Raw genomic sequence first — 26745 nt, 5'->3', positions numbered from 1 at the left:
GCGGACGGTTCACAGCTGGCCGACATCGGTGACGCGGACCACGGCACGGCCCTCGGCGTCGGAGGCCGCCAGGTCGACCTCCGCGCTGATGCCCCAGTCGTGGTCGTCGTTCGGGTCGTCGAAGATCTGGCGGACGCGCCAGAGGCCGTTCTCCGGCTTCTCCTTGATCACCAGCAGCTTGGGGCCGCGGGCGTCGGGACCGGTGCCGAGGTCGTCGTACTCGTCCCAGTACTTGTCCATCGCCTCGCCCCACGCGTCGGCGTCCCAGCCGGATTCGGCGTCCATCTCGCCGAGTTCCTCGACCTGGTCCAGGGCCGCGAGTTCCACACGACGGAACAGGGCGTTGCGGACGAGGACGCGGAAGGCGCGCGCGTTGGCGGTGACCGGCTTGACCTCGTCGGCCTTCTCCTGGGCCTCCTCGGCGGTCATCTCCTCCGGGTTGGCCAGCTGCTCCCACTCGTCCAGCAGGCTGGAGTCCACCTGGCGCACCATCTCGCCGAGCCACTCGATCAGATCCTGGAGATCCTCGGACTTCAGGTCGTCCGGGATGGTGTGGTCGAGTGTCTTGTAGGCGCTGGCGAGGTAGCGCAGCACGATGCCCTCGGTGCGGGCCAGCTCGTAGAAGGACACCAACTCCGTGAAGGACATGGCCCGTTCGTACATGTCGCGGATCACGGACTTCGGCGACAGCGGGTGGTCGCCGACCCACGGGTGGCTCTTGCGGTAGGTGTTGTACGCGTGGAAGAGCAACTCCTCCAGCGGCTTCGGGTACGAGATGTCCTGGAGGCGCTCCATGCGCTCCTCGTACTCGACACCGTCCGCCTTCATCGCGGCCACGGCCTCGCCGCGCGCCTTGTTCTGCTGGGCGACGAGGATCTGCCGCGGGTCGTCCAGCGTGGACTCGACCACGGACACCATGTCGAGTGCGTAGGACGGCGACTCGGGGTCGAGGAGTTCGAACGAGGCCAGTGCGAACGTGGACAGCGGCTGGTTGAGCGCGAAGTCCTGCTGCAGGTCGACCGTGAGACGGACGATGCGGCCCTCGGCGTCAGGCGTGTCGAGCTTCTCGACGATCCCGCCGTCCAGGAGCGAGCGGTAGATCGCGATCGCGCGGCGGATGTGCCTCAACTGCTGCTTGCGCGGCTCGTGGTTGTCCTCGAGGAGGTGACGCATCGCCTCGAACGCGTTGCCGGGCCGGGCGATCACCGAGAGCAGCATCGTGTGCGTCACCCGGAAGCGCGACGTCAGCGGCTCGGGATCGGAGGCGATCAGCTTCTCGAAGGTGTTCTCCGTCCAGCCGACGAAGCCCTCCGGTGCCTTCTTGCGCACCACCTTGCGGCGCTTCTTCGGGTCGTCGCCGGCCTTCGCGAGGGCCTTCTCGTTCTCGATGACGTGCTCGGGCGCCTGCGCGACGACGAGCCCCGCCGTGTCGAAGCCCGCCCGGCCGGCCCGGCCCGCGATCTGGTGGAACTCGCGCGCCCGCAGTGTGCGTACGCGGTTGCCGTCGTACTTGGTCAGGGCCGTGAACAGCACCGTGCGAATGGGCACGTTGACGCCCACGCCGAGCGTGTCGGTGCCGCAGATGACCTTCAGCAGGCCGGCCTGGGCGAGCTTCTCCACCAGGCGCCGGTACTTGGGCAGCATGCCGGCGTGGTGGACGCCGATGCCGTGGCGGACGTAACGGGACAGGTTGCGGCCGAACTTGGTGGTGAAGCGGAAGTTGCCGATCAGCTCGGCGATCTGTTCCTTCTCCTCGCGCGAGCACATGTTGATGCTCATCAGCGCCTGCGCCCGCTCCACGGCCTGAGCCTGCGTGAAGTGCACGATGTACACCGGAGCCTGCCTGGTCTCCAGCAGGTCGGTGAGGGTCTCGGTGAGCGGGGTCAGTTTGTACTCGTAGGAGAGCGGCACGGGGCGGGTCGCCGAGCGGACCACCGACGTGGGGCGGCCGGTGCGCCGAGCGAGGTCCTTCTCGAAGAAGGACACATCGCCCAAAGTGGCCGACATCAGGATGAACTGCGCCTGGGGGAGCTCCAGCAGCGGGATCTGCCAGGCCCAGCCGCGGTCGCCCTCCGCGTAGAAGTGGAACTCGTCCATCACGACCTGGCCGACGTCCGCTGCCTTGCCGTCACGCAAGGCGATGGACGCGAGGACCTCGGCCGTGCAGCAGATCACCGGCGCGTCCGAGTTCACCGAGGCGTCGCCGGTGAGCATGCCGACGTTCTCGGTGCCGAAGATCTTGCACAGCTCGAAGAACTTCTCCGACACCAGCGCCTTGATCGGGGCCGTGTAGAAGGTGACCTCGTCCCGTGCCAGCGCGGCGAAGTGGGCGCCCGCGGCGATCATGCTCTTGCCGGACCCGGTGGGCGTCGAGACGATCACGTTCGCCCCGGAGACCACCTCGATCAGCGCCTCCTCCTGGTGCGGATAGAGGGTGAGGCCGCGCTCCTGGGCCCACGACTCGAAGGCTTCGTACAGGGCATCGGGGTCGGCGGTCGGCGGCAGCTGATCGATGAGGGTCACGCACCCATCTTGCCTGGCCTTCTCCCCGAGAGGGGAATCGGCTGCCGGTGCGAAGACCGCGGCCGCTACGCTGTGTCGCCGACAGCGCGTCAGCGCACCGGGTCAACTGGACAGCGGCACACGAGGAATGGGGCGGGAAGCGGCCATGATGGGACCAGCACACTCACTGTCGGGGGCCGCGGCCTGGCTCGGGGTCGGAGCGGCAGCCGCCGCGACCGGTCATGCGATGCCCTGGCCCGTTCTCCTCGTCGGCGCGCTGATCTGCGCCGGTGCCGCACTCGCACCGGACCTCGATCACAAGGCGGCGACCATCTCGCGCTCCTTCGGGCCGATCTCCCACGGGATCTGCGAGATCGTCGACAAGCTGTCCTACGTCGTCTACAAGGCGACCAGGAAGCAGGGCGACCCGCGCCGCAACGGCGGCCACCGCACGCTGACACACACCTGGCTCTGGGCGGTCCTGCTCGGCGCCGGCTGCTCGGCGGCGGCGCTCGCGGGGGGCCGCTGGGCCGTGCTGGCGATCCTGTTCGTGCACATGGTGCTGGCGATCGAAGGCCTGTTGTGGCGGGCGGCCCGGGGCTCCAGCAGCGACATCCTGGTCTGGCTGCTCGCGGCGACCAGCGCGTGGATCCTCGCGGGAATCCTCGACAAGCCGGGCAACGGTTCCGACTGGCTCTTCACCCAGCCAGGCCAGGAGTACCTGTGGCTGGGACTGCCGATCGTGCTGGGCGCGCTCGTGCACGACATCGGGGACGCGCTGACCGTCTCCGGCTGCCCGATCCTGTGGCCCATCCCGCTGGGCCGCAAGCGCTGGTACCCGATCGGCCCGCCGAAGGCGATGCGGTTCCGGGCCGGCAGCTGGGTCGAGCTGAAGGTGCTGATGCCCGCGTTCATGCTGCTCGGGGGAGTGGGCTGCGCCGCGGCCCTCAACGTGATCTGACGTACCCCTCCCGCTCAGCTCGCCTCGCTCGACTCCGCCCCGCCGTACTGCCGCTCGAACCGGGCGATGCGGCCCTCGGTGTCCACCGTGCGGGCCTTGCCCGTGAAGAAGGGGTGGCTCTCGGAGGAGATCTCCACGTCGATCACCGGGTACGTCTCACCGTCGTCCCACTCGATGGTCTGCTCGCTGTTCGCGGTGGACCGGGTGAGGAACGCGTATCCGGCGGCGCGGTCACGGAAGACCACGGGGCGGTAGTCGGGGTGCTTGTCCTGCTGCATGGCGGCTCCTCGCGCGCGGCGGTGGGGCAGGGGAGGTCCAGGGTATCCGGGTCAGCCGGACAAGGAGTCCTCATCGACGATGTGCATCGCGGCCTCCTCGGCGGAGGCGGCAGCGCCGTCGATACCGACGTCGGTGGCCACGAGGGCGCTCTCCTCGTCCTCGTGCGCCCCTTCGTCGGGGGCCACGAGACGGCCGGAGCGCATGGTGCCGACCTCGTTGTCCAGGAGTTCCCCGTCGGTGCCGGAGCAGTCGCCGATGCCGTCGCCGTCGACGACGGCCATATCGGGCAGCTCCTCGGCGAGCCGCTGGTCCAGCGTCTCCCCGGCGTGCCGCTCCGATGCCGTCACGCCGTCGTGCTCGACCGCCCAGGGGCGCTCGGGAGGGGACCAGCCCCGGTCGAGGGGATCCTCGACGCCGTCGAAGTCCAGCGTGTCCTCGACGTCGAGCACGCCCGTGTCCTCCCGGATCTCGGAGGCGTCGGGCTGGTAGACGTCATCCCCCCATCCGTCGCTTTTCACGGGAACCTCCAGGTCATGAGCACGGCCGCGTACCACCGTGAAGGGCGGTGGCCCGTCGGCGCGCCGGGCACGGAGTGTGCACGCCGAGAACCGGAAGGTTCCCCGGTGTTCCCCGTACCGGTGCCGCTATCCAGCCTTCCACCCCTGTTCGGGACCGCGCAACGGCACGGCACCTGGCTCGGGGCCGAACGGCTTCGCGGCGGCCGTCGGGCGGGCGGCATGCCCCCCGCCCGACGGCCGCCCCCGCACCCCTGGCCCGGACAAGCCCCTCACCCCACCGGCCGGACAAGCTTCTTGCCCCACCGGCCCGGATGCCCGCGGCACTCCGGGCCGGATGCCTCTCACCCGTGCCACGACCGCCACAGCGCCGCGTACGCCCCGTCCGCAGCCACGAGGGCCTCATGGCTGCCCAGCTCGCTGATGCGGCCGTTCTCCACGACCGCGATCACATCGGCGTCATGGGCGGTGTGCAGGCGGTGGGCGATGGCGACCACGGTGCGGCCGTCGAGGACGCGCGCGAGGGAGCGTTCCAGGTGACGTGCCGCGCGAGGGTCGAGCAGCGAGGTCGCCTCGTCCAGGACCAGCGTGTGCGGGTCGGCCAGCACCAGCCTCGCCAGAGCGATCTGCTGGGCCTGCGCCGGGGTCAGCGCCAGTCCGCCGGAGCCGACCTCGGTGTCCAGGCCGTCGTCCAGCGCCCGCGCCCAGCCGTCCGCGTCGACCGCGCCGAGTGCCGCCCACAGCTCGGCGTCCTGCGCGTCGCTCCGGGCCAGCAGGAGGTTGTCCCGCAGCGAGCCGACGAAGACGTGGTGCTCCTGGTTGACGAGGGCGACATGCGAGCGGACGCGTTCGGCGGGCATCCGGGACAGCTCGGCGCCGCCGAGGGTGATGCGGCCGTCCCGGGGCGCGTAGATCCCGGCGAGCAGCCTGCCCAGCGTGGACTTGCCCGCGCCGGAGGGGCCGACCAGGGCCAGCCGGGTGCCCGGAGCGACCGCCAGGGACACCTCGCGCAGCACGTCGACCCCCTCGCGGTAGCCGAAGTGCACCTGGTCCGCGTGGACGTCCCGGCCCCGCGGAGCCAGCGCCGAGTCCCCGGCGGCCGGCTCGATGTCCCGCACGCCGACCAGCCGGGCCAGCGACACCTGGGCGACCTGCACCTCGTCGTACCAGCGCAGGATCAGGTTCACCGGGTCGACCAGCATCTGGGCGATGAGCGCGCCCGTGGTCAGCTGTCCGACTCCGATCCAGCCCCGCAGGACGAAGAAGCCGCCGACCATGAGGGCCGAGCCGAGCACGATGACGTGGACGGCGTTGATCACCGGGAAGAGCACCGAGCGCAGCCAGAGGGTGTAGCGCTCCCAGGCGGTCCACTCCTTGATCCGCCGCTCCGACAGTTCGATGCGACGGGCGCCGAGGCGGTGCGCCTCGACGGTACGGCCCGCGTCCACGGTCTCGGCGAGCGCGGCGGCGACCGCCGCGTACCCGGCGGCCTCGGAGCGGTAGCCGGAGGGAGCCCGCTTGAAGTACCAGCGGCATCCGACCACCAGCACCGGGAGCGCGAGCAGGACGGCGGCGGCCAGGGGCGGGGCCGTCACGACGAGCCCGCCGAGCAGCAGCAGCGCCCATACGACACCGATGGCGAGCTGCGGGACCGCCTCCCGCATGGCGTTGGCCAGGCGGTCGATGTCGGTGGTGATGCGGGACAGCAGATCGCCCGTGCCCGCCCGCTCCAGCACGCCCGGGGGCAGTCCCACCGAGCGGACGAGGAAGTCCTCGCGCAGATCGGCCAGCATGCGCTCGCCGAGCATGGCGCCCCGCAGCCGCACCTCCCGGACGAACGCGGTCTGGACTACCAGCGCGAGCAGGAACAGTCCGGCCGTCAGCCCCAGGTGAAGGTCGCGGGCCCGGTCCGACACGCGCTCGACGAGCCCGCCGAGCAGGTACGGGCCGACCATGGACGCGACGACGGCCACGGTGTTGACGCCGATGAGCAGCAGGAAGGACCGGCGGTGCCGGCGGAACAGCTCGGTGACGTAGGCGCGTACGGTCGTGGCCGCGCCGACGGGCAGGGTGGTGGCGGTCGTCGGAGCCGCCGGGTCGTACGCCGGTGGCGCAACGCCGATCATGCGCTCTCCTCGATCTCTTCCAGTTCTTCCAGTTCGTTCAGTTCTTCCAGCGGTCCGAGTGGGTCAAGCGGGGTGCCTCCGTCGCCGGGGGCCTGTTCGCCGAGGGCCTGTTCGTCCTCGGTCTCCCGCGTCACCACGGCCCGGTACCTGGGCTCGGACTCGATCAGTTCCCGGTGGACGCCGACCGCCACGACCTTGCCCTCGTGGACCAGGGCGACCCCGTCGGCGCGGTCCAGCAGCAACGGGGAGGAGGTGAACACCACCGTCGTCCGCCCCGAGCGCACCCGGCGCAGCCCCTCCGCGATCCGTGCCTCGGTGTGCGAGTCGACCGCGGAGGTCGGCTCGTCCAGCACCAGCACCTCCGGGTCCGTGACGAGGGACCGGGCCAGGGCGAGCCGCTGGCGCTGGCCGCCCGACAGGGAACGCCCGCGCTCGGTGATGCGGGCGTCCATCGGATCGGCAGCGTCCAGGGAACCCTGCGCCAGGGCGTCCAGCACGTCCCCGCACTGTGCGGCGGCGAGCGCGTCCTCGGCCCGTACGGCACCGGAGGCGGGCACGTCGAGCAGCTCGCGCAGAGTGCCGGAGAGCAGTACCGGGTCCTTGTCCTGGACGAGGACGGCGGTGCGGGCGTTGTCGAGGGGAACGTCGTCGAGCGGTACGCCGCCCAGCAGCACCGTGGGGCCCGGATCGGCGGTGTGCCCGCCCAGACGTTCCGCGAGCCGGCCGGCCGCGTCCGGGTCGCCGCAGACCACGGCGGTGAAGCGGTGGGCGGGCGCGAGCAGTCCGGTGTCGGGGTCGTACAGATCGCCGCCCAGGACCTCGGCCTCGCGGGACCCACCGGCGTCCGTGGTCCGCTGGAGCGCCAGCACGCCTGCGGCCCGCTTCGCCGACGGACGGGAGAAGGAGTACGCCATGGCGATCTCCTCGAAGTGCCGCAGCGGGTAGTTGAGGATCATCACCGCGCTGTAGACGGTGACGAGTTCACCGATGGTGATCCGGCCCTGGCGAGCCAGGCCGACGCCGTGCCAGACGACGACGATCAACAGCAGTCCGGGCAGCAGCACCTGGATGGCGGAGATCAGCGACCACATCCGCGCGCTGCGCACGGCCGCGTGCCGTACCTCCTGCGAGGCCCGGCGGTAGCGGTCGAGGAACAGCTCCTCGCCACCGATGCCGCGCAGCACCCGCAGCCCGGCGACGGTGTCCGAGGCCAGCTCGGTGGCCCGGCCCGCCTTCTCGCGCTGGGCGTCGGCGCGGCGGGTGGCCCGGGGCAGCAGCGGCAGCACCGCGAGCCCCACGACCGGCAGACCGACGGCGACGACCACCCCCAGGGCGGGCTGGTAGACCAGCAGGCCGACACAGACCACGACGACGGTCAACGCGGCCGCGGTGAACCGGGAGACGGCCTCGACGAACCAGCCGATCTTCTCCACGTCGCCGGTGGAGACGGCCACCACCTCGCCGGCGGCCACCCGCCGGGTCAGCGTCGAGCCCAGCAGGGCCGCCTTGCGTGCCAGCAGCTGCTGGACCCGGGCGGCGGCCGTGATCCAGTTGGTGATGGCAGCCCGGTGCAGAAAGGTGTCGCCCACGGCGATGCACACGCCGCACAGCAGCAACAGCGCGCCGGTCAGGGCCAGTCGGGTACCGGAACGGTCGATGACCGCCTGGACGGCGAGTCCGACGCAGAAGGGCAGCGCGGAGACGCCGACGAAGTGCAGTACGCCCCAGGCCAGCGCCTTGAGCTGGCCGCCCGCTTGGTTGCGCCAGAGCCACCACAGAAAGCGCGGACCCGAACGAGCGTCTGGTTGGCCCGGGTCTCGGTACGGAAGGTCTTGAATCTGCATGACGTCCCAGTGGCTCGTGTCAGGGAAGGGAGGCGGAGAAAGAGCGGCGAACGGAGCGCGGAGTGCGGAGTGCGGCGTGGCCGGGAAGGCGGTGACAGGTGGAGGTGATGACACGCGAAGTCGGTGACAAGCTGTGAAAGCGTCGCGTCGCAGAGCGGCGAATTTCAAACGGTTTTCCCGCCGACGGGCGAGATCCGCCGCGTCCGGGCCAGGTGCTGTCGCCCGGAGACGCGATCGCCCGGCACTCGTACGCCGGGACTCTTTCGCCTGGCACTCGTGCGCCCGTCACTCGTGTGGCGGACAGCCGTCAGCGGTACCCGGTCGCTGCCCCAAGTGTCCGAAACGGACCACCATCAGCCGGAACGTGATGCCACCATGGTCGGGTGAAGATCAACGGCATGCGGCGTGCGACGGTCGCGGTGGCCGCTCTCGGGACCCTTCTGTCAGCGCTTTCCGCCTGCGGTGCCGCCATGGAGCCGGGCGCGGCGCACGCCGGTGGCGAGCCGGGGCCTGAGGGCCAGGCCGTGCGCGGCCCCGACGACTCCGGGCGCCCGTCCTCCGACCCGACCCGCATCCCGGGCGTCGGAGACCGCCTCTACCGGCAGATTCCGGCCGAATCGAGCCAGGTCGTGGCCGTCTACGGCCTCGGCCGGAACTCGGCCCGCTCCATGCTCGTGCTGTACACCCGGCACGGCACCGAGTGGCGCCAGGTACGCAATTGGCACGCCCACAACGGCCGCCGGGGCTGGACGACAGACCACCGGATGGACGACAGACGCAGCCCGGTCGGCGTATTCACCCTCTCCGACGCGGGGGGTGTCCTTCCCGACCCCGGGACCCGGCTGCCGTACGACCACGACGAGGGTGCCTATGCGCCACCCTCCGCATGGGACGCGGACCACCAGCACGACTTCGACTACGTCATCGCCATCGACTACAACCGCGTCAAGGGCACACCGCCCCACAACACCACGCGCCCCGAGGGCGTGGAGAAGGGCGGCGGCATCTGGCTGCATCTCGACCACGGCAGCGGCACCTCGGCCTGCATCAGCGTCTCCGAGGAGGCCATGAGGTATCTGCTGCGCACCCTCGACCCCGCCCGGCATCCCGTGGCGGTCATGGGAGACATGGCGGAGCTGCGCGCCTGACCTCCTGCTGAGGCCGGCGGGGCGGGGTGAGCCTTCCCGCGCGCGGCTCCGCTCCTGTCCCGGAGCAGGGCCGCTGCCGTTCAGCAGCCCCTGGCCGGCTCTCCGTCGATCAGTGTGTCCAGCAGCACGCCCAGTGCCTGGCGCTCCTTCTCCGTCAGCGGCGCGAGGATCTCCTCGGCGGCCGACCGGCGCGCACCGCGCAGCTCGCGCAGGGTCGCCCTGCCCTCGTCGGTCAGCTCGATCCGGGTCACCCTGCGGTTGCTCGGGTCCGGCACCCGGCGCACCTTGCCGCCCGCCTCCAGCCCGTCGACCAGGGTCGTCACCGCACGCGGCACCACCTCCAGACGCTCGGCGAGATCGGCCATGCGCGGGGGCGAGCCGTAGTGCGCGAGGGTGCGCAGAAGCCGGGACTGGGCCGGGGTGACGCCCAGCTCACGCCGCTCCAGGTGGCGTTTCTGGATGCGGTGCACCCGGCGGGTGAGCCGCAGCAACTGCTCGGCGAGCAGGCCGTCGGGATCTGGGGTGCTCATGCGGGAACAATATCAGGACGCCGTTCATTGTGAGTATAGGTAACAATGAGCTAAGGTCCGTAAGTCATCGTCGGTCGATCTCCGGGCCGGCGCCCGCACCTTCTTAGGGAGCCCATGCACCCCGACCGTGAAATCTCCTGGACCCCACCCGTCGGCGCGGCCGAACAGCCCCGGCAGGTCCGCCGCATCCTCAAACTCTTCCGTCCCTACCGCGCGCGGCTCGCGATCGTCGGCCTGCTGGTCGGCGCCTCCTCGCTGGTCTCGGTGGCCACACCGTTCCTGCTCAAGGAGACCCTCGACGTCGCGATCCCGCAGGGCCGCACCGGACTGCTGAGCCTGCTCGCGCTCGGCATGATCCTCAGCGCGTTCCTGGCCGGCGTCTTCGGCGTGCTGCAGACGCTGATCTCGACCACCGTCGGCCAGCGCGTCATGCACGACCTGCGCACCGCCGTCTACGGCCGCCTGCAGCGCATGTCCCTCGCCTTCTTCACCCGCACCCGCACCGGCGAGGTGCAGTCCCGCATCGCCAACGACATCGGCGGCATGCAGGCCACCGTCACCTCCACCGCGACCTCATTGGTCTCCAACGTCACCAGCGTCGTCGCCACCGTCGTGGCCATGATCGCCCTGGACTGGCGGCTCACGATCGTCTCGCTGCTCCTGCTGCCGGTGTTCGTGTGGATCAGCCGCCGGGTCGGCAACGAACGCAGAAAGATCACCACCCAGCGCCAGAAGCAGATGGCCGCCATGGCCGCCACCGTCACCGAGTCGCTGTCCGTCAGCGGGATCCTGCTCGGCCGCACCATGGGCCGTGCCGACTCGCTCACCGCGGGCTTCGCCGAGGAGTCCGAGCGCCTGGTCGACCTCGAGGTCAGATCGAACATGGCCGGCCGCTGGCGCATGGCCGTCATCACGATCGTCATGGCCGCGATGCCCGCCGTCATCTACTGGACCGCCGGCCTGGCCCTCCAGCTCGGAGGCCCCCAGGTCTCGCTCGGCACGATCGTCGCGTTCGTCTCGCTCCAGCAGGGCCTGTTCCGCCCCGCCGTGAGCCTGCTCGCGACCGGCGTCCAGATCCAGACGTCCCTCGCGCTCTTCCAGCGCATTTTCGAGTACCTGGACCTGCCCGTCGACATCACCGAACGCGAGCAGCCCGTCCACCTCGACGCGATCAAGGGCGAGGTCCGCTTCGAGAACGTCGAGTTCCGCTACGACGACAAGGGCGGCCCGGTCCTCGACGGCATCGACCTCACCGTGCCCGCCGGCGGCAGCCTCGCCGTCGTGGGTCCGACCGGCGCCGGCAAGTCCACGCTCGGCTATCTGGTGCCCCGGCTGTACGACGTCACCGGCGGCCGCGTCACCCTGGACGGTGTGGACGTCCGCGACCTCGACTTCGACACCCTCGCCCGCGCGGTCGGCGTCGTCTCGCAGGAGACGTACCTCTTCCACGCCTCTGTCGCTGACAATCTCCGCTTCGCCAAGCCCGACGCCACCGACGAGGAGCTGTACGCGGCGGCCCGCGCCGCACAGATCCACGACCACATAGCCGCGCTGCCGGACGGCTACGACACGGTGGTCGGCGAACGCGGCCACCGATTCTCCGGTGGCGAGAAGCAGCGCCTGGCCATAGCCCGTACCATCCTGCGCGACCCGCCCGTCCTCATTCTCGACGAGGCGACCAGCGCCCTGGACACCCGTACCGAGGCAGCCGTCCAGGATGCCATCGACGCCCTGTCGGCCAACCGGACGACCGTCACCATCGCCCACCGCCTGTCCACCGTCCGGGACGCCGACCAGATAGTCGTCCTCGACTCCGGCCGCGTCGCCGAGCGGGGCACGCACGAGGAACTGCTGGAGCGGGACGGCCGGTACGCGGCCCTCGTACGCCGCGACGCGCGTCTGGAGCCTGCGAGCTGACGCCGGTTCGGTCACTGGACCGAGGCGCGACCTGAGCCGACAAGCTGACGATATGTCGGATTTACGGCCATATGCGTATTACCGTGCCCGCATGCAGACGAACACTCCGCGACGGAGCACGATGCGACTGACGCGCCGAGGCAAGCTCGTCCTCGTCGTGGCAGGCGCCGCCCTGGCCGGCACCGCCGTGGCGGTGCCGCTGCTGATCCTGGACGGCCACGAGGCGACGAAGCCCGCCACGCTGGTCATCCCCGAGGGCTGGCGCGCCGGCCAGATCTACGACGCCGTCGACAAGGCCCTCAAGCTGCCCCCGGGCAGCACCCGCAAGTCCGTCGGCAAAGCGGGGCTGAAGTTGCCGAACGGCGCCGAGGGCAACCCGGAGGGTTACCTCTTCCCGGCCACCTATCCCGTGGCGAAGGGCGCCACCCCGGACTCGCTGCTGCGGCTCATGGTCGACACCGCGAACAGGAGATTCAACGCTGCGCCGGTCGCGGCCGGCGCCCAGCGCAGCGCGATGAACGTGTACCAGGCCGTCACCATCGCGAGCATCGTCCAGGCCGAGGCCGGCACGAAGGCCGACATGGGGAGGGTGGCCCGGGTCGTCCTCAACCGGCTGGAACGAGGCATGCCGCTGCAGATGGACTCCACCCTCAACTACGCGCTGAACCGCAGCACGCTGAGCACCAGCGTCAACGACACGCAGGTCGACAACCCCTACAACTCCTACCAGCGCATGGGCCTGCCACCCACCCCGATCGACAACCCGGGTGAGGAAGCGATGCACGCCGTGCTGAACCCGGCGCCGGGCGACTGGCTGTACTTCGTCACGGTCAAGCCCGGCGACACCCGCTTCACCTCCGACTACGCCCAGCACCAGCGCAACGTGGCCGACTTCAACGCCTACCAGGCCGCCAGGACGCAGTCGCTGACTCCGAGTTCGCCCCCGGCCTCAACCCCGACCGCGACTCCGACCCCCACCCCGACTTCGAGTCAGAGCCCACAGCCGAGCGTCTCGCAGTAGTCACTGGGCACACGGCAGCCGTACCGACACCCGGCCGTCGGCCCGCAGCGCCGACGAGGCGTCACACGGCGACCGGCTCCCCGGCCGCCAGCAGTCGCCTGATGTCCCGGACAGCCGCGCGTCCGGCGCGGTTGGCGCCGACGGTGCTCGCGGAGGGACCGTAGCCGACCAGGTGGATCCGCGGGTCGGCGACCGAGCGGGTCCCCTCGACCCGGATCCCCCCGCCCGGCTCGCGCAGCCGCAGCGGCCTGAGGTGGTCGAGGGCGGCCCGGAACCCGGTCGCCCACAGGATGATGTCCGCGTCCACGCGCTTGCCGGTGTCCCACTCCACCCCGTCCGGGGTGATCCGGTCGAACATCGGCTGCCGGTCGAGGACACCGTCCGCCAGGCCCTGTCGGATGGCGTCGTTGAGAGGCAGGCCGGTGACGGAGACCACGCTCCTCGGCGGCAGCCCCTGCCGGACCCGCTCTTCCACCAGCGCCACGGCCGCCCGGCCGACGTCCTCGCTGAACGGCCCCTCGCGGAAGACGGGGGGCCGCCGCGTGACCCAGGTGGTGGCGGCCGCGTACGGGGCGATCTCCAGCAGATGCTGCGTACCGGACGCGCCGCCGCCCACGACCACGACCCGCTGCCCGGCGAACTCCTCGGGGCCGTTGTACTGAGCGGTGTGCAGTTGCCGTCCCCGGAAGGACTCCTGGCCGGCATAGCGCGGCCAGAAGGGCCGGTCCCAGGTGCCGGTCGCGTTGATCAGGGCACGGGTCGACCAGGTGCCGGCCGAGGTCTCCACGAGCAGCCGCCCGTTCCGGAGACCGTCGCCGTCGCCCTCACCCTCACCCGTGGACCGTACGGCCGTCACGTCGACGGGGCGCCGTACCCGCAGGTCGAAGGCGCGCTCGTACCGGTCGAAGTACTCGGAGATCACCTGCGCCGACGGCCGCTCCGGATCGGCGTCCGTCAGCTCCATGCCGGGCAGCGCGTGCATGCCGTGCACCTTGCCGTACGTCAGCGACGGCCAGCGGAACTGCCAGGCGCCGCCCGGCCCGGGGGAGTGGTCGAGGACCACGAAGTCGCGGTCCGGCTCGAAACCGGTGCGCCGCAGGTGATAGGCGCTGGACAGTCCGGCCTGTCCAGCGCCTATGACGACCACCTCGACCTCGCGAATATCGTTCACGCTTCCACCAACAGCCTGCCGGGCATCGATCTTCCCGGGCGGAGGTCCGTCGATGCGCCAGGATGGTGGCATGTCAGACGCCTTCACCACACGAATGCTGCACGTCACCACCGGGACCCGGGAGCGGGTCGTCGACCTCACCCGCGACTGCGCGGACTTCCTGAGCGAGGCGGCGACCGGCCGTGACGGTCTGCTCAACGTCTTCGTCCCCCACGCGACCTGCGGCATCGCCGTCATCGAGACCGGCTCCGGCAGCGACGACGACCTCCTGGCCGCTCTGCACACCCTGCTCCCCTCCGACGACCGCTGGCAGCACCGGCACGGCAGCCCCGGCCACGGCCGCGACCACGTCCTCCCCGCCCTCGTCCCACCCCACGCGACCCTCCCGGTGATCGGCGGCCGCCTGGAACTGGGGACGTGGCAGTCCGTGTGTCTGGTGGACACCAACATCTCCAACGTCGACCGTCAGGTCCGGCTGAGCTTCCTGGGCTGAGCAAGATTGCCCGGGGTGTGGCCGCCGGATCTCCGTACGCCGCGCACGCGCCGTGTCAGGCGGCCGGTGTGCCGGGCTGATCGTGGGTCGAGCAGTGGATACCGCCGCCACCGGAGGCGATGGTGTCGATCTGGACCGGCACGATGTCGCGGTCGGGGAAGTGCTCCCGCAGGATCCCGCGGGCGCGGTCGTCGGCCGTCCGGTCCCCGAACTTGGGCATGAAGACAGCGTCGTTGGCGATGTAGAAGTTGACGTAGCTCGACACGAAGTCGTCACCCCCGCCCGTGATCCTGTCGAGGTCGGGCTGTGGCAGGTCGATGATCTCGAATCGCCGGCCCCGGGCGTCCGTGGCCTTGGAGAGTACGGACCTGGCCTGGTCGGAGGAGCGCGACCAGGAGTCGGCGGGCATCCCCGGGAACGCCGTGTCCAGGAGGACCACACCGGGCGCGGTGAACCGTACGAGACTGTCGACGTGGGCGTCGGTGATGTCCTCGCCGCGGACTCCGGCCAGCCAGATCACCTTCTTCAGGCCCAGGGTGTCCTTGAGTTCGGCCTCGATCCGGTCCCGGCTCTTGCCCCGATTGCGGTTGCTGTTGACGATCGAGCTCTCGGTGATCAGCAGGGTCCCCTCGCCGTCGGTCTCCAAGGAGCCGCCCTCGGCGACCAGTGGCGCCTGGACGCGGGGGATCCCGTACTGCTGCAGCAGGGTGCGGCCGACGCGGGCGTCGTTCGCGTGCACCTGCTTGTCGCCCCACCCGTTGAAGTTGAAGTCGACCCCGACGGCCTTGCCGTTCTCTTTCACGAAGACGGGCACGATGTCGCGGGCCCACAGGTCGTCGACCTGAAGGGGGATGACCTCGACCTGGGAGCCGCAGGCCCGCTGGGCCGCGGCCAGCTGCGAGGGCCGGGCCATCACGACGACCTCTTCGTACTCCGCGACGGCGCGCGCCACCCGCGCGATGTCCTCGCGTACGTAGGGCAGGTCCTCCCCCCAGACCGACTCCAGCGCGGGCCACGACATGAAGGTGCGCGTGTGACTCTCCCACTCGGCGCCGATGTGTCGCTCTCCACCCGTTTCGGCGTCCTCGCGCGGGCTGCCGGATGCACTGCTCTGCTGTCCGAGTTCGGCGGGGTCGCAGGCCGAGGCGCCGAGCGCGACCGCGCCGACTCCGGCAAGCGTGCGCAGGACGGAACGGCGGGAGGGAGGCGGAACGGTCACATTGGGCTCCGATCGTGGACTGGCGGGACGCAGACATCCGGCCGAGTGGGGGTCACGAGGCGGCACAGTCTCACACTGACTGGAATTTCAGTCAAATTGTGTGGGCTGAGGCCCGGAGGTCATCCAGCTGCGGGCCGGAGGTCATCCAGTTGTCCCGTTTCCACCGCGATCGCCTCCGCCATGAGCTCTCGAGCGTGCTCCAGCGACAAGGCGCCGCTCAGCCATCGCGCGCTGAGCCCTTCGAGCAGCGCGGTGAGTCGTTCGGCGGATGCGGCGAGGGCTGTCGCGGGCGCCGTCGGGTGTGCTCCGCCGAGAAGCTCCGCGACCTCGCGGGCCCAGGTCGACCCGGCTTCGGCCAGATCACCCCGCAGCGCGGGGTCGAAGACCGCGCTGGCCCGCAGCTCGCCCCACGCGATGCTGTTCTCGCGGACCTCGGGCAGGTCCTGGAACTCCAGCAGGAAGGACTGCTCCAGCTCCCGCCCGGGATCGGACGGCTCGGAGGGGTCGTCCCGCTCGGCGGTGTACCGCTCCGCCCGGTCGCTGATGAACTCCAGGGTGCTGAGCAGGATGCCGGCCCGGTTCTTGAAGTGGTAGTAGATCAGCGCGGCGGACACGCCGGCTTCTGCCGCCAGCTCCTCCACCCGCAGCCCGCGCACCCCGCGGCGGGCAATGAGCCGGGCGGCCCCTTCCAGGATTGCCCTACTGCGGTCCGTCGCCACTTGATCCCTCCTGGTGGTCCACGCACCCATGGTGCCATGTTGACTGAAGTTTTAGTAAGGACTTCGTCCGCTGTCGACGCGTACGAGGGCGAAGGAACCTCGGTTCCGGTGGTCCTGGGCTGCGAACGTGCGGCAGAGGGGGGCCGGTAGGGTTCGGGGCATGGTCTCTCGCAGTACTCAGATCCTTGAAGCGGCCGCCCGGGTGATCGCCCGGCGCGGGGTCCGCGGGCTGCGCGTGGAGGAACTCGCTGCCGAGGCGGGTGTGTCCACCGCGCTGATCTACTACCACTTCAAGGACCGCACCGGGATCCTGCGCCAGACTCTCGAGTTCATCAACAAGCGCGCCGAGCGCTACACCACCAGCCGCGACCCGGACGCCCCACCGCTCAGCCCCCGCGAAGAACTCGACGACACGCTCCTCCTGGAACTTCAGGACACTGTCGAGGTGAGGGAGAACAGCTCGGCCTGGGGCGAGCTGCGGGCGAGCGCCGTCTTCGACGAGGAACTGCGCGAGGATCTCGCCAGGGCGACGCTGGTGTGGGTGCAGGACGTGGCCGCGCTGCTGGGCCAGGTGCAGCCGATGGCATCGGCGTCGGCGCTGGCCGCAGCCGGCGAGCGGCTCACCGCCCTGCTGGAGGGCCTGAGCATGCGCTGGCTCAGCGGAGGGATCCGGATCGACCACGCGCGAGACCTGATGCGGGGCGCCATCGACGCCGAACTGGCGCGGCTGGGGCAGAAGTAGAGCACCTCCCGGGGCGCCTTCCAGGGGCGCCTTGCAGAGGGCGCCTCCTCCCGGAGCGTGCCTCCCAGGGGGCGCACGATGCCGGCGCCATCCACCACCCCATGCCGTAAGGGCTGGTATCTCTCCGATCCCTCCGTATCCCCTCGCCCGATCTATTGACTGATTTTTCAGTCGGTGCCACAGTGATGCCTCCAGCGGCCGTTTCAGGCCACACGGGCTAGGGGCCGGAACCGGGCCATCTTCGCCCGCCTCCGCCTCCGCCCCCGCCCCCGCTCCCGCTTCTGTGCATCCGCAGCGGTGCGGCCTCGGCAGACATCCGGCCGCGCCTGGGCGGCGATGTCCGCCGGCATCCTGCCGACCTTCCGGAGAAGGAATGAAGACCATGGTTTCGACCGATGTGTCCGCCGGTGACGCGGGGCGGGGGCCGTCGTGCCCCTGACACCCACCGAGCGTGACCGGCTGTTGCTGTTCACCGCCGCCGAACTCGCGCGGGCCCGTCACACACGGGGGCTGAGGCTCAACGTTCCGGAGGCCACGTCACTGATCGCGGACACCGTCTGTGAAGCGGCACGTGACGGGCTCCGTCTGGCCGCTGCCCTCGAACGCGGACGTACTGTGCTGGGCCCCGACGACGTCCTGCCCGGCGTCGCCGACATCGTCACGGAGATCCAGGTCGAGGCCGTCTTCGAGGACGGCACCCGCCTCGCCGTCATCAGTGACCCGTTCGGCGCACGGGCGCGGAACGACGGCGCCCCGGGCGCCGTACTGCCCGCGTCGGACACCGTGGACGCGCCCGAACCGGTCACGACGCTGACCGTGCGCAACACGGCAGCCGTCCCCGTGAGCGTCACCTCTCACTTCCACTTCTTCGAGGCCAATCCGCGCCTCGACTTCGACCGCGCCGCCGCCTACGGCATGCGCCTGGCCGTCGCCGCCGGATCGTCCACCCGTTTCGACCCCGGTGGGAGCGCCGAGGTCGGACTCGTCCCGATCGGCGGCGCCCGCGTCGCGATCGGTTTCGCGGGCCTGGTCGACGGCCCGCTGGACGCGCCCGGCGCGAAGGAAGAGGCCCTGCGCCGCGCGGCGGCCTGCGGCTACCTGGGCACGAGCGGCACCGCCAACACGAGCAGCACCGACAGTGCCGAGAGCACCGACAGCACGAGCGACACGGACAGCGCGAGCCGCGCGAGCAGCACCGACAACACGAGCGGCGCGGACAGCACGCACGGCGCCGTCGCCGTGGAAGGAACGAACCGATGAGCAAGCCGACCAGGCACAGTGATCACTGTGCGCCGGGCAGCCGGCACATGGACCCCCAGGAGTACGCCACCGTGCACGGTCCCCGGGCCGGCGACCGCGTCCGGCTCGGTGACTCGGGGCTCGTCGTCAGGGTGGAGTCCGACTCCCAGGCGCCGGGCGACGAGTTCCTGGCCGGTTTCGGCAAGACCGCCCGTGACGGGCTGCACCTCAAGGCCGCGGCCGTCCGCGCGACCTGCGACGTCGTGGTCAGCAACGTTCTTGTGATCGACGCCGTGCAGGGCATCCGCAAGGTGTCCATCGGCATCCGCGAGGGCCGTATCCACGCCATCGGCCGTGCGGGGAACCCCGACACCCTCGACGGCGTGGACGTCGTCGTCGGCACCGGCACGACCATCATCTCCGGCGAAGGCCTGATCGCCACCGCCGGGGCCATCGACACCCATGTGCACCTGCTCTCGCCGCGGATCATGGAGGCGTCGCTCGCGAGCGGTGTCACCACGATCATCGGCCAGGAGTACGGGCCGATGTGGGGCGTGGGCGTCAACTCGCCCTGGGCTCTCAGGCACGCCTTCAACGCCTTCGACGCCTGGCCCGTCAACATCGGCTTCCTCGCCCGGGGTTCGTCCTCCGATCCGGCCCCGCTGGTCGAGGCGCTCGCCGAGGGCGGTGCCTGCGGCTTCAAGGTCCACGAGGACCTCGGCGCCCACACCCGCGCCCTGGACACCGCGCTGCGCGTGGCCGAGGAGCACGACGTCCAGGTCGCCCTGCACAGCGACGGCCTCAACGAGTGCCTGTCCGTCGAGGACACGCTCGCCGTGCTGGAGGGTCGTACGATCCACGCCTTCCACATCGAGGGCTGCGGCGGCGGACACGTCCCCAACGTGCTGAAGATGGCGGGCGTCCCGAACGTCATCGGCTCCTCCACCAACCCCACGCTCCCCTTCGGCCGGGACGCGATCGACGAGCACTACGGCATGATCGTCTCCGTTCACGCCCTCAAGACGGACCTCCCCGGCGACGCGGCCATGGCCCGCGACCGGATCCGGGCCGGGACCATGGGCGCGGAGGACGTCCTGCACGACCTCGGTGCCATCGCGATCACCTCCTCCGACGCCCAGGGCATGGGCCGCGCCGGCGAGACCGTACGCCGGACGTTCGCCATGGCGGGGAAGATGAAGGCCGAACTCGGCCCCATGGACGGCGACGGCGCACAGGACGACAACGCGCGCGTGCTGCGCTACATCGCCAAGCTCACCATCAACCCGGCCATCGCCCACGGCCTCTCCCACGAGGTCGGCTCCATCGAAGTCGGCAAGATGGCGGACATCGTGCTCTGGCGCCCGCCGTTCTTCGGCGCCAAACCGCAGATGGTCCTCAAGTCCGGGTTCCCGGCCTACGGTGTCACCGGCGATCCGAACGCCGCCACCGACACCTGTGAACCACTGGTACTGGGCCCGCTGTTCGGCGCGCACGGAGCGGCGCCGGCGGATCTGTCGGTCGCCTTCGTCAGCCGTGCCGCGGCCGAGTCGGGGAGCTTCGGGCGACCGCACGACGCCATGGCCACGAGGCGGCGCCGTGTCGCGGTGCGGGGCACGCGCGGCATCGGGCCGGCGGACATGGTGAACAACGCCCGCGTGGGGCACGTCGACGTCGACGGTCGCAGCGGCCTGGTGACCCTCGACGGGGATCCGCTGAGGTCCGAGCCCGCGGAGCAGGTATCCCTCAGCCGCCTGTACTTCCTGTGACGATTCTCCTGTAGGCCTGCCTGGTCCCGAACCGTCGGGCCGGCAAGAACTCTAGATGTCCTCTGCCTTGACTGAATTTTCAGTTGAGTGGAGGATTCCCACACCCACCCCGTACCCGTCCTGTGGCTCGATCCGGCCCTGCGCCTGGCCGGCGGCTGCCGGTCGGTACGTCTGGCGAGAAGAAGTGAGACGCGATGACTGCATTCCGTATGCCTGCCGAGTGGTCCGAGCACGAGGGGTGCCTGATGGCGTGGCCCACCCGTCCGGATCTGTGGGGCGGCGTGCTGAGCGAGGTCAAGGAGGAGTACGCGAACGTCGCACGGGCCGTCGCCGCGTTCGAGCCGGTGACCATGGTCGCTCCTCCCGGCCACGGCGACGACGCCCGGACCTGGTGCGGCCCGGAGATCACCGTGGTGGAGATTCCGCTGGACGACTCGTGGTTCCGTGACTCCGCCCCGCTGTTCGTCCTCGACGGCGACGGTCACCGCGCCGGAGTGGACTTCCGCTTCAACGCCTGGGGCCGCAAGCACCACCCGTACGACGCCGACGACCGGGTCAGCGCCCTGCTGCTGGAGCACCTCGGGGTCGAGCGCGTCCACTCCGACATGATCCTCGAAGGCGGAGCGATCACGGTCGACGGTGAGGGCACGCTGATCACCACCGAGCAGTGCCTGCTCCACCCCAACCGCAACCCGGGCCTGAGCCGGGACGACATCGAGGCCGAGCTGAAGGCGCGGCTCGGCGTCAGCAAGGTCGTCTGGCTTCCGTACGGCGGGCTGCTCGACACCGAGACGGACGGGCACGTCGACGGGGTCTGCGCCTTCGCGGCCCCCGGCAAGGTCGTGGTCTCCCTGCCCGAGGACCCCGAGCACCCCGACTACGCGCGGATGCGCGCCAATCGCGCGGTGCTGGAGGTCACCACCGACGCCCAGGGCCGGCCGCTGCGGATCATCGACGTCCCGCAGGTGGCGTTCGCCGACGTGGCCGGTACCGAGGTCGAGGTGTCGTACCTGAACTACTACGTCGCCAACGGCGGTGTCGTCGTCCCCGTCGCCGGGGTGCCGCAGGACGAGGACGCGCTCGCGGTGATCGCCTCGGCCTACCCCGGCCGCAAGGTCGTCGGGGTGCGGGCACCGGGGATCGCGTTCGGTGGCGGCGGCGTCCACTGCATCACGCAGCAGATCCCCGCCGCCCGTCCCGTCGCATAGCCCCTGACCGCACCCACCGCTCCTGCCGGACCGTCTCGGCGGTCCGGCAGCCTCCCGTAGCCACCTACGGCCACCCCGTACGGAAAGAGAGCGCGACGATGACCGCACCCCCACCCCGCACCAGCAGACGCAAGCGCGTCCCGACCGGCCGGCGCACCGCCGCGACAGCCGTCCTGTCCTGCGTGGCCCTGCTCGCGGCCTGCTCCGGACCGCCCAAGAGCGGCGCGGGCGCCTCCGCGGACTTCACCCTGTCCCGGCAGACGCCCAGGGCCAAGGGGGACATCGACTCCTTCACCTGGGCCACCTACGCCGAACCGCCCACGCTCGACTACACCGTGGCGTTCGACTACCCCCAGAACACGATCCTCTCCAACGTGTGCGAGAGCCTCATGCGCTGGACGCCCGCGCTCAAGACCGAGCCCGGCCTGGCGCGGAAGGCGACGAACCCCGACCCCACCACCTGGGTCTACGACCTCCGCCCGAACGTGCGCTTCCACAACGGCGGGGTGATGACCGCCGACGACGTGGTCTTCAGCCTGGACCGCCAGCGGGACCCGCACAACGCCGCCGCATGGGCTCAGGTGTTCAACAACGTCGCCTCGGTGACCAAGACGGGTCCGCTCCAGGTCACCGTCGAACTCAAGAGGCCCGATTCCCAGTTCCCCCAGTACATGGCGACCGCCGCCGGCGTGGTGGCCTCCAAGGCCGGCGTCGAGGCGGCGGGCAGGAACTACGGCACCTCCGGCGGCCTCGACTGCACCGGCCCGTTCGAGCTCGGCGCCTGGAACAAGGGCGAGTCCATCGAACTCGACCGCTTCGACGGTTACTGGGGCACCAGGGCCAAGTCAGGCAAGGTCGTCTTCCGCTTCCTGACCGACCCCTCCGCCCGCACCAACGCCATGCTCAGCGGGGAGGCCGACGGCGGCTACCTGATCCCCACCGAGAGCTACGACCGGCTGCGCGCCAGCGGCGTGGGCACCCTGTACTTCGGCGAGGGCCTGAGCACGGTCAACGTCGACATCGCCGACATGAAGGGCCCGCTCGGTGACGTCCGCGTCCGCCGCGCGCTCTCCCTGGCCCTGGACCGCACCGGGTTCGTCACGTCCGCCCTCGCGGGCGTGGGCACCGTCACCGGTTCACTCACCACCCGTGCCGCCTGGGCCGGGGGCTCGGAGCAGACGCGGAAGGCCGCCTTCGACGGGCTGCCGCCGACCGCCGCGGACATGAAGAAGGCCAAGGCGCTGATCAAGCAGGCCGGCGCCACCGGGAAGACCCTGACCGTCGCCACCAGCTCCATCGGCCAGGACGTCTCCGTGCTCGCCACCGCCGTCCAGGCGGCGGGCGCCAGGATCGGCCTGGACATCCGGCTCAGGACCATCGCCCCGAACGCGTTCACCGCGCTGTTCACCGACCCCAAGGCGCGCGAGGGCATCGACATGTTCCCGCTCACCTACTACGACTCGATCACCGACCCGCTGGACCTGCTGTCGAACTTCAAGACGGGCGCCTACCTGAACTTCGCCGGCTACAGCGACAAGCGGTACGACGAACTCGTCGGCCGGGCGACCGCCGCCTACGATCGGAACCAGCGGATGACGATCGAGGCGCAGCTGCAGAAGCGCGCCGCCGACCAGTTGCTGTGGATTCCGGTCGCCGAATGGCCGACCTCGGTGTTCCTCAACAAGAGGATCACCGGAGCGCCCACCACGATCTCGTACATGTACTATCCGTGGGCCGCCGACGTGGGGGCCGCGCAGTGAACTTCACGAGATTCGCCGTGCGGCGGCTGGCGGAGATGATCGCCACCCTGCTCTGTGCGTCGTTCGTGGTCTTCGGCGCGATGTACCTGGCGCCGGGCAGCCCCGCGAGCTTCCTGCTCTCGGGCCGCTCGGCCTCACCGCAGGCCCTCGCCGCGATCAACGAGCAGTACCACCTGAACGATCCCTTCTTCGTCCGGTACCTGCGATGGCTCGGCGACGTGGCGCACGGCGACTTCGGCCGGTCCATCACCTACCGCACCGACGTCTCCCGCCTGCTGGCCGACCGGCTGCCCACCACACTGCTGCTGGTCGCCATGGCGCTGGTGGTGGTCGTGGTCGTCGGCCTGGTCCTCGGCCGGCTCGCCGCCGTACGCGGCGGCGCCACCGACTCCGCCGTCCTGGTCACCACCACGTTGGCCGTCGGGACCCCGTCCTTCGTCGCGGCCGTCATGCTCCAGGGCCTGTTCGCCGTCAGGCTCGGCTGGTTCCCCAGCGGCGGCGCGGGCGACGGGCTCCTCGACGAGGTCTGGCATCTGACCCTTCCCGCCATCGCGCTCGCCCTGTACCTGATCGGTCTGCTCGCCCGGGTCACCCGCTCGGCCATGCTGGAGGCACTCGACAGCGAACACGTCACGGTGGCCCGCAGCCGGGGTGTGCCCGAGCGCCAGGTCATCCGCCGTCATGTGTTCCGCAACTCGCTGGGCACCGTGCTGACCACCGGTGGCCTGATCGTCTCGACGCTGCTGGTCTGCACGATCTTGGTGGAGAGCGCCTTCAGCATCGGCGGCATCGGCCAGCTCCTCGAACTGTCCACCACCACCAAGGACTTCCCCACCGTCCAGGCCATCTCCCTGATCATCGTCGCCCTGTTCATGGTCGTGAACCTCGTCGTCGACCTGCTCATGCCGCTGGTCGACCCGCGGATCACCCTCGGAGCGAGGAGGTCCTCCGCATGACCGTCGTCCTCACCCGCCGGCCCGGCCTCGCCCGGATCCGCTCGGCCGGGTCACCGCTGCACCTCTGCTGTCTGGCATTCGTGGTCCTCGTCGTCGCCGCGGCGCTGTTCGCCGGCGTGGTGGCGCCGCACGACCCCAACGCGGTCGACCTGGGCAACGCGCTCGCGGGGCCCTCGGCCGCTCATCCACTCGGCGTGGACGAGGCGGGCCGCGACACCCTCTCGCGTCTGCTGCTCGGTGCGCGCACCTCCCTGCTGGGCCCGCTCGGGGTGATCGTCTTCTCCACCGTCGCCGGCGTCGTCGTCGGAACGGCCGCGGCCTGGAAGGGCGGCTGGCTGGACTCCGTGCTCTCCCGCAGCACCGAACTGGTCTTCGCCTTCCCCGGAATGCTGCTGGCGATCCTCATCATCTCGGTCTACGGAGAGGGGCTGCTCGCCCCGGTCGTCGCTCTGGCGATCGCCTATCTCCCCTACGTCAGCAGGCTCACCCGCTCCCTGGTCCTGGCCGAACGCGAACGCCCCTACGTCAGCGCCTACCAGGTCCAGGGCCACTCCGGGCTCCAGATCTGTCTGCGCCACATCCTGCCCAACGTCGCCCCCGTCGTCCTCGCCCAGTCCACCGTCAACTTCGGCTACGCCCTGATGGACCTCGCGGCCCTCTCCTTCCTCGGACTGGGCATTCCCGCGCTCACCCCCGACTGGGGCCGCATGGTCTTCGACGGGCAGACCGCCATCCAGCGTGGCTACCCGCTGTCCGCGATCGTGCCCTGCGTGCTCATCGTGCTGACCGTCGTCGCGTTCAACGTGGTGGGGGAACGCTGGGCCGACCGCGTCGCCAGGAGAGAGCGATGAACACACTCGAGATCCAGGGTCTTCGGATCACTCTGCCCGGCACCGCCCGTCCGGTCCTCGACGGCATCGACCTCACCGTCGGCGCCGGCGAGACCGTGGCCCTCGTCGGCGAGTCCGGTTCCGGGAAGACGCTCACGTCGCGCAGCGCGCTGTGCCTGCTGCCGCCGGCCGCCGTCACCGAAGGCGCCGTCCGGGTCGACGGCCACGACGTGCTCACCATGGACGCGGACCAGTTGCGCGCCCTGCGCACCGGCACGGTCGCCATGATCTTCCAGGACCCGCGCGCCGCGATCAATCCGCTCCGCCGCATCGGTGACTTCCTCACCGAGAGCGTCCGGCTGACCAGGGCCATGAACCAGGCCGAGGCCACCGCCCAGGCCTGTGAACTCCTCGACGCGGTGGGCCTGGACGCCTCCGCGCTGCGGAAGTACCCCGGCCAGGTGTCCGGCGGCATGCTCCAGCGCGTCATGATCGCCGCCGCCCTGATGGGAGATCCGGCCCTCCTGCTCGCCGACGAGCCCACCACGGCGCTGGACGTCACCACCCAGGCCGAGGTCATCGCCCTGCTCGGCCGGCTGCGCGAACGCTTCGGCACCGGGCTGCTGTTCGTCACCCACGATCTCGACCTCGCCGCGGCCATCAGCGACCGTGTCTACGTCATGTACGCCGGACGGATCGCCGAAAGCGGCCCCGCGGAAGCGCTCTTCGCGCACCCCCGCCACCCGTACACGGCTGCCTTGCTCGCCTCCACCCCCCGGATGGAAGGCCCCCGGGGCCGGCTCGCCGCCATCGACGGCCAGCCTCCCGACCTGCGCCAGGCACTGCACGGCTGCGCCTTCGCCGCCCGGTGTCCCCTCGCGACCGGGATCTGCGAGCGGGAGGCACCGCCGGCGCTGTCCGCCCCGGGCAAGCCGGAACACCAGGCCGCCTGTCACCACAGCGACCGGCTCGAAGGGAGTGCTGTCGATGCCTGAGAACGTACTGGTGGTCAGCGGCCTGAAGCGGACCTTCGGGGCCGTGCGCGCCGTGGACGACGTGTCCTTCACGCTGCCGGAAGGCGGATCCCTCGGCATCGTGGGCGAATCCGGCTCCGGCAAGACCACCACGGCCCGGATCGTGGTCGGCCTGGAACGGGCCGACGACGGCGAGGTCCTGGTCCGCGGCCGGTCCAGGACCGGGCGTGACCGGGGTGCCGGCCGGGGCAGGTCACGGCGTCTCGCCCGCGCCCGCGAGGTCCAGATGGTCTTCCAGGACCCCTACCTCTCCCTCGACCCGAGGACGAGCGTCGAGGCGGCCCTCCGCGAGACGCTGCGCCTCCACTTTCCCGAGAGGGACCCCGCACCGCGCATACGCGAACTCCTCGACCAGGTGGGCCTTCGAACACGCGCCGCCGACGCGCTGCCGCGTCAGCTCTCCGGCGGGCAGCGCCAGCGCGTGGCCATCGCGCGGGCCCTGGCCGTCGAGCCCGCCGTCCTCGTCCTGGACGAAGCGGTCGCCGCGCTCGACGTGTCGGTGCAGGCGCAGATCCTCAACCTCCTGGCCGACATCAGGAAGCAGACCGCGGTCGGGTACCTGTTCATCACCCACGACCTCGGCGTGGTCCGGTGCGTCACCGACGAGGTCGTCGTCATGCGGCGCGGTGCCGTCGTCGAGGCGGGTCCCACGGCCGAGGTGCTCGCCGCACCGCAACACCCTTACACCCGGCTTCTCCTGGAGTCCGTCCCCCGCCCCGGCTGGGACCCGGAACTGATCTCGGCCGCCCGCCGGGCGCTGTAGCA

23 protein-coding genes are annotated in these 26745 nt (G+C 70.9%); 14 read left to right on the top strand and 9 right to left on the bottom strand.

Annotated features, from left to right (window positions below):
* Positions 1–9: 9 nt before the first annotated feature.
* Complete coding sequence (locus ACGFYV_RS10625) at positions 10–2523, bottom strand: DEAD/DEAH box helicase (protein WP_393877987.1); 2514 nt, start codon at positions 2521–2523, stop codon at positions 10–12.
* A 145-nt stretch (positions 2524–2668) separates the two neighbouring features.
* On the opposite strand from ACGFYV_RS10625, the gene ACGFYV_RS10620 reads away from it, so the two are divergent.
* Positions 2669–3463: a metal-dependent hydrolase gene (locus tag ACGFYV_RS10620; protein WP_393877986.1), complete on the top strand. Its 795-nt coding sequence runs from the start codon at positions 2669–2671 to the stop codon at positions 3461–3463.
* A gap of 14 nt (positions 3464–3477) precedes the next feature.
* On the opposite strand, the gene ACGFYV_RS10615 is transcribed toward ACGFYV_RS10620, so the two are convergent.
* The 4 genes from ACGFYV_RS10615 to ACGFYV_RS10600 all read right to left on the bottom strand — a co-directional run bounded on the left by ACGFYV_RS10615 (position 3478) and on the right by ACGFYV_RS10600 (position 8227).
* Entirely contained in the window at positions 3478–3741 is a 264-nt protein-coding gene (locus ACGFYV_RS10615; protein WP_393877985.1) for a type B 50S ribosomal protein L31, read from the bottom strand.
* 51 nt (positions 3742–3792) lie between these two features.
* Positions 3793–4260 carry a DUF5709 domain-containing protein gene (locus tag ACGFYV_RS10610; protein WP_393877984.1) on the bottom strand — a complete coding sequence of 156 codons (468 nt, stop codon included), beginning with the start codon at positions 4258–4260 and terminating at the stop codon, positions 3793–3795.
* A gap of 341 nt (positions 4261–4601) precedes the next feature.
* Positions 4602–6383 (bottom strand): ABC transporter ATP-binding protein, encoded by a 1782-nt coding sequence (locus ACGFYV_RS10605; protein WP_393877983.1) that lies wholly within the window; start codon positions 6381–6383, stop codon positions 4602–4604.
* Positions 6380–8227 (bottom strand): ABC transporter transmembrane domain-containing protein, encoded by a 1848-nt coding sequence (locus ACGFYV_RS10600; RefSeq protein WP_393877982.1) that lies wholly within the window; start codon positions 8225–8227, stop codon positions 6380–6382. Before ACGFYV_RS10600 ends, ACGFYV_RS10605 begins: the two co-directional genes overlap by 4 nt.
* 383 nt (positions 8228–8610) lie before the next feature.
* Between ACGFYV_RS10600 and ACGFYV_RS10595 the strand changes: the two genes are divergently transcribed.
* Positions 8611–9375: a L,D-transpeptidase family protein gene (locus tag ACGFYV_RS10595; RefSeq protein WP_393877981.1), complete on the top strand. Its 765-nt coding sequence runs from the start codon at positions 8611–8613 to the stop codon at positions 9373–9375.
* An 80-nt stretch (positions 9376–9455) separates the two neighbouring features.
* Here ACGFYV_RS10595 and ACGFYV_RS10590 read toward each other — a convergent pair whose 3' ends face one another.
* Complete coding sequence (locus ACGFYV_RS10590; protein ID WP_393877980.1) at positions 9456–9905, bottom strand: MarR family winged helix-turn-helix transcriptional regulator; 450 nt, start codon at positions 9903–9905, stop codon at positions 9456–9458.
* A 114-nt stretch (positions 9906–10019) separates the two neighbouring features.
* Between ACGFYV_RS10590 and ACGFYV_RS10585 the strand changes: the two genes are divergently transcribed.
* A complete protein-coding gene (locus ACGFYV_RS10585) occupies positions 10020–11822 on the top strand; it encodes an ABC transporter ATP-binding protein (protein WP_393877979.1) in 1803 nt (600 codons plus the stop codon).
* A 91-nt stretch (positions 11823–11913) separates the two neighbouring features.
* Complete coding sequence (gene mltG, locus ACGFYV_RS10580; RefSeq protein ID WP_393877978.1) at positions 11914–12843, top strand: endolytic transglycosylase MltG; 930 nt, start codon at positions 11914–11916, stop codon at positions 12841–12843.
* Positions 12844–12904: 61 nt separating this feature from the next.
* Here the strand turns inward: mltG and ACGFYV_RS10575 are convergent, their stop codons facing one another.
* Entirely contained in the window at positions 12905–14014 is a 1110-nt protein-coding gene (locus tag ACGFYV_RS10575; RefSeq protein ID WP_393877977.1) for an NAD(P)-binding domain-containing protein, read from the bottom strand.
* A 70-nt stretch (positions 14015–14084) separates the two neighbouring features.
* Here ACGFYV_RS10575 and ACGFYV_RS10570 point away from each other — a divergent pair, with 70 nt between their 5' ends.
* Positions 14085–14507 (top strand): secondary thiamine-phosphate synthase enzyme YjbQ, encoded by a 423-nt coding sequence (locus tag ACGFYV_RS10570; protein ID WP_393877976.1) that lies wholly within the window; start codon positions 14085–14087, stop codon positions 14505–14507.
* 55 nt (positions 14508–14562) lie between these two features.
* On the opposite strand, the gene ACGFYV_RS10565 is transcribed toward ACGFYV_RS10570, so the two are convergent.
* Positions 14563–15726, bottom strand: coding sequence for an agmatine/peptidylarginine deiminase (locus ACGFYV_RS10565; protein WP_393877975.1), 1164 nt, complete (start codon positions 15724–15726; stop codon positions 14563–14565).
* Between the two features lie 119 nt (positions 15727–15845).
* Positions 15846–16445 carry a TetR/AcrR family transcriptional regulator gene (locus ACGFYV_RS10560; protein ID WP_393877974.1) on the bottom strand — a complete coding sequence of 200 codons (600 nt, stop codon included), beginning with the start codon at positions 16443–16445 and terminating at the stop codon, positions 15846–15848.
* Positions 16446–16605: 160 nt separating this feature from the next.
* Here ACGFYV_RS10560 and ACGFYV_RS10555 point away from each other — a divergent pair, with 160 nt between their 5' ends.
* The 9 genes from ACGFYV_RS10555 (at position 16606) to ACGFYV_RS10515 (ending at position 26743) form a co-directional block, all read left to right on the top strand.
* Positions 16606–17187, top strand: a complete 582-nt coding sequence (locus ACGFYV_RS10555) for a TetR/AcrR family transcriptional regulator (RefSeq protein WP_393877973.1) — start codon at positions 16606–16608, stop codon at positions 17185–17187.
* Positions 17188–17616: 429 nt separating this feature from the next.
* Positions 17617–18447 (top strand): urease subunit gamma, encoded by an 831-nt coding sequence (ureA, locus tag ACGFYV_RS10550; RefSeq protein ID WP_393877972.1) that lies wholly within the window; start codon positions 17617–17619, stop codon positions 18445–18447.
* Positions 18444–20192: an urease subunit alpha gene (locus ACGFYV_RS10545; RefSeq protein WP_393877971.1), complete on the top strand. Its 1749-nt coding sequence runs from the start codon at positions 18444–18446 to the stop codon at positions 20190–20192. Before ureA ends, ACGFYV_RS10545 begins: the two co-directional genes overlap by 4 nt.
* 194 nt (positions 20193–20386) lie before the next feature.
* Complete coding sequence (locus ACGFYV_RS10540) at positions 20387–21400, top strand: agmatine/peptidylarginine deiminase (protein ID WP_393877970.1); 1014 nt, start codon at positions 20387–20389, stop codon at positions 21398–21400.
* 98 nt (positions 21401–21498) lie between these two features.
* On the top strand, positions 21499–23160 hold the full coding sequence (locus tag ACGFYV_RS10535) for an ABC transporter substrate-binding protein (protein WP_393877969.1): 1662 nt from the start codon (positions 21499–21501) through the stop codon (positions 23158–23160).
* Positions 23157–24116 (top strand): ABC transporter permease, encoded by a 960-nt coding sequence (locus ACGFYV_RS10530; RefSeq protein ID WP_393877968.1) that lies wholly within the window; start codon positions 23157–23159, stop codon positions 24114–24116. The genes ACGFYV_RS10535 and ACGFYV_RS10530 overlap by 4 nt, the downstream gene beginning before the upstream one ends.
* Positions 24113–24967, top strand: a complete 855-nt coding sequence (locus tag ACGFYV_RS10525; protein ID WP_393877967.1) for an ABC transporter permease — start codon at positions 24113–24115, stop codon at positions 24965–24967. The genes ACGFYV_RS10530 and ACGFYV_RS10525 overlap by 4 nt, the downstream gene beginning before the upstream one ends.
* The gene (locus ACGFYV_RS10520; protein ID WP_393877966.1) at positions 24964–25941 is read left to right on the top strand and encodes an ABC transporter ATP-binding protein; all 978 of its coding nucleotides are present in this window, start codon (positions 24964–24966) and stop codon (positions 25939–25941) included. The genes ACGFYV_RS10525 and ACGFYV_RS10520 overlap by 4 nt, the downstream gene beginning before the upstream one ends.
* Positions 25934–26743 carry an ABC transporter ATP-binding protein gene (locus ACGFYV_RS10515; protein ID WP_393877965.1) on the top strand — a complete coding sequence of 270 codons (810 nt, stop codon included), beginning with the start codon at positions 25934–25936 and terminating at the stop codon, positions 26741–26743. Before ACGFYV_RS10520 ends, ACGFYV_RS10515 begins: the two co-directional genes overlap by 8 nt.
* The last annotated feature ends 2 nt before the right edge of the window (positions 26744–26745 follow it).

Source organism: Streptomyces sp. NPDC048297, from assembly GCF_043201585.1.
Taxonomy (GTDB): Bacteria; Actinomycetota; Actinomycetes; order Streptomycetales; family Streptomycetaceae; genus Streptomyces.
Note: the sequence above shows the minus strand (reverse complement) of the source record. Positions and strands in the feature narration are given on the sequence as shown.

Excerpts from the sequence above, each read along its gene's own strand:
- ACGFYV_RS10620 (WP_393877986.1), top strand. The coding sequence starts at position 2,669 with ATGATGGGACCAGCACACTCACTGTCGGGGGCCGCGGCCTGGCTCGGG.
- ACGFYV_RS10615 (WP_393877985.1), bottom strand. The coding sequence starts at position 3,741 with ATGCAGCAGGACAAGCACCCCGACTACCGCCCCGTGGTCTTCCGTGAC.
- ACGFYV_RS10605 (WP_393877983.1), bottom strand. The coding sequence starts at position 6,383 with ATGATCGGCGTTGCGCCACCGGCGTACGACCCGGCGGCTCCGACGACC.
- ACGFYV_RS10600 (WP_393877982.1), bottom strand. The coding sequence starts at position 8,227 with ATGCAGATTCAAGACCTTCCGTACCGAGACCCGGGCCAACCAGACGCT.
- ACGFYV_RS10590 (WP_393877980.1), bottom strand. The coding sequence starts at position 9,905 with ATGAGCACCCCAGATCCCGACGGCCTGCTCGCCGAGCAGTTGCTGCGG.
- ACGFYV_RS10585 (WP_393877979.1), top strand. The coding sequence starts at position 10,020 with ATGCACCCCGACCGTGAAATCTCCTGGACCCCACCCGTCGGCGCGGCC.
- mltG (WP_393877978.1), top strand. The coding sequence starts at position 11,914 with ATGCAGACGAACACTCCGCGACGGAGCACGATGCGACTGACGCGCCGA.
- ACGFYV_RS10570 (WP_393877976.1), top strand. The coding sequence starts at position 14,085 with ATGTCAGACGCCTTCACCACACGAATGCTGCACGTCACCACCGGGACC.
- ACGFYV_RS10555 (WP_393877973.1), top strand. The coding sequence starts at position 16,606 with ATGGTCTCTCGCAGTACTCAGATCCTTGAAGCGGCCGCCCGGGTGATC.
- ACGFYV_RS10545 (WP_393877971.1), top strand. The coding sequence starts at position 18,444 with ATGAGCAAGCCGACCAGGCACAGTGATCACTGTGCGCCGGGCAGCCGG.
- ACGFYV_RS10540 (WP_393877970.1), top strand. The coding sequence starts at position 20,387 with ATGACTGCATTCCGTATGCCTGCCGAGTGGTCCGAGCACGAGGGGTGC.
- ACGFYV_RS10535 (WP_393877969.1), top strand. The coding sequence starts at position 21,499 with ATGACCGCACCCCCACCCCGCACCAGCAGACGCAAGCGCGTCCCGACC.
- ACGFYV_RS10525 (WP_393877967.1), top strand. The coding sequence starts at position 24,113 with ATGACCGTCGTCCTCACCCGCCGGCCCGGCCTCGCCCGGATCCGCTCG.
- ACGFYV_RS10520 (WP_393877966.1), top strand. The coding sequence starts at position 24,964 with ATGAACACACTCGAGATCCAGGGTCTTCGGATCACTCTGCCCGGCACC.
- ACGFYV_RS10515 (WP_393877965.1), top strand. The coding sequence starts at position 25,934 with ATGCCTGAGAACGTACTGGTGGTCAGCGGCCTGAAGCGGACCTTCGGG.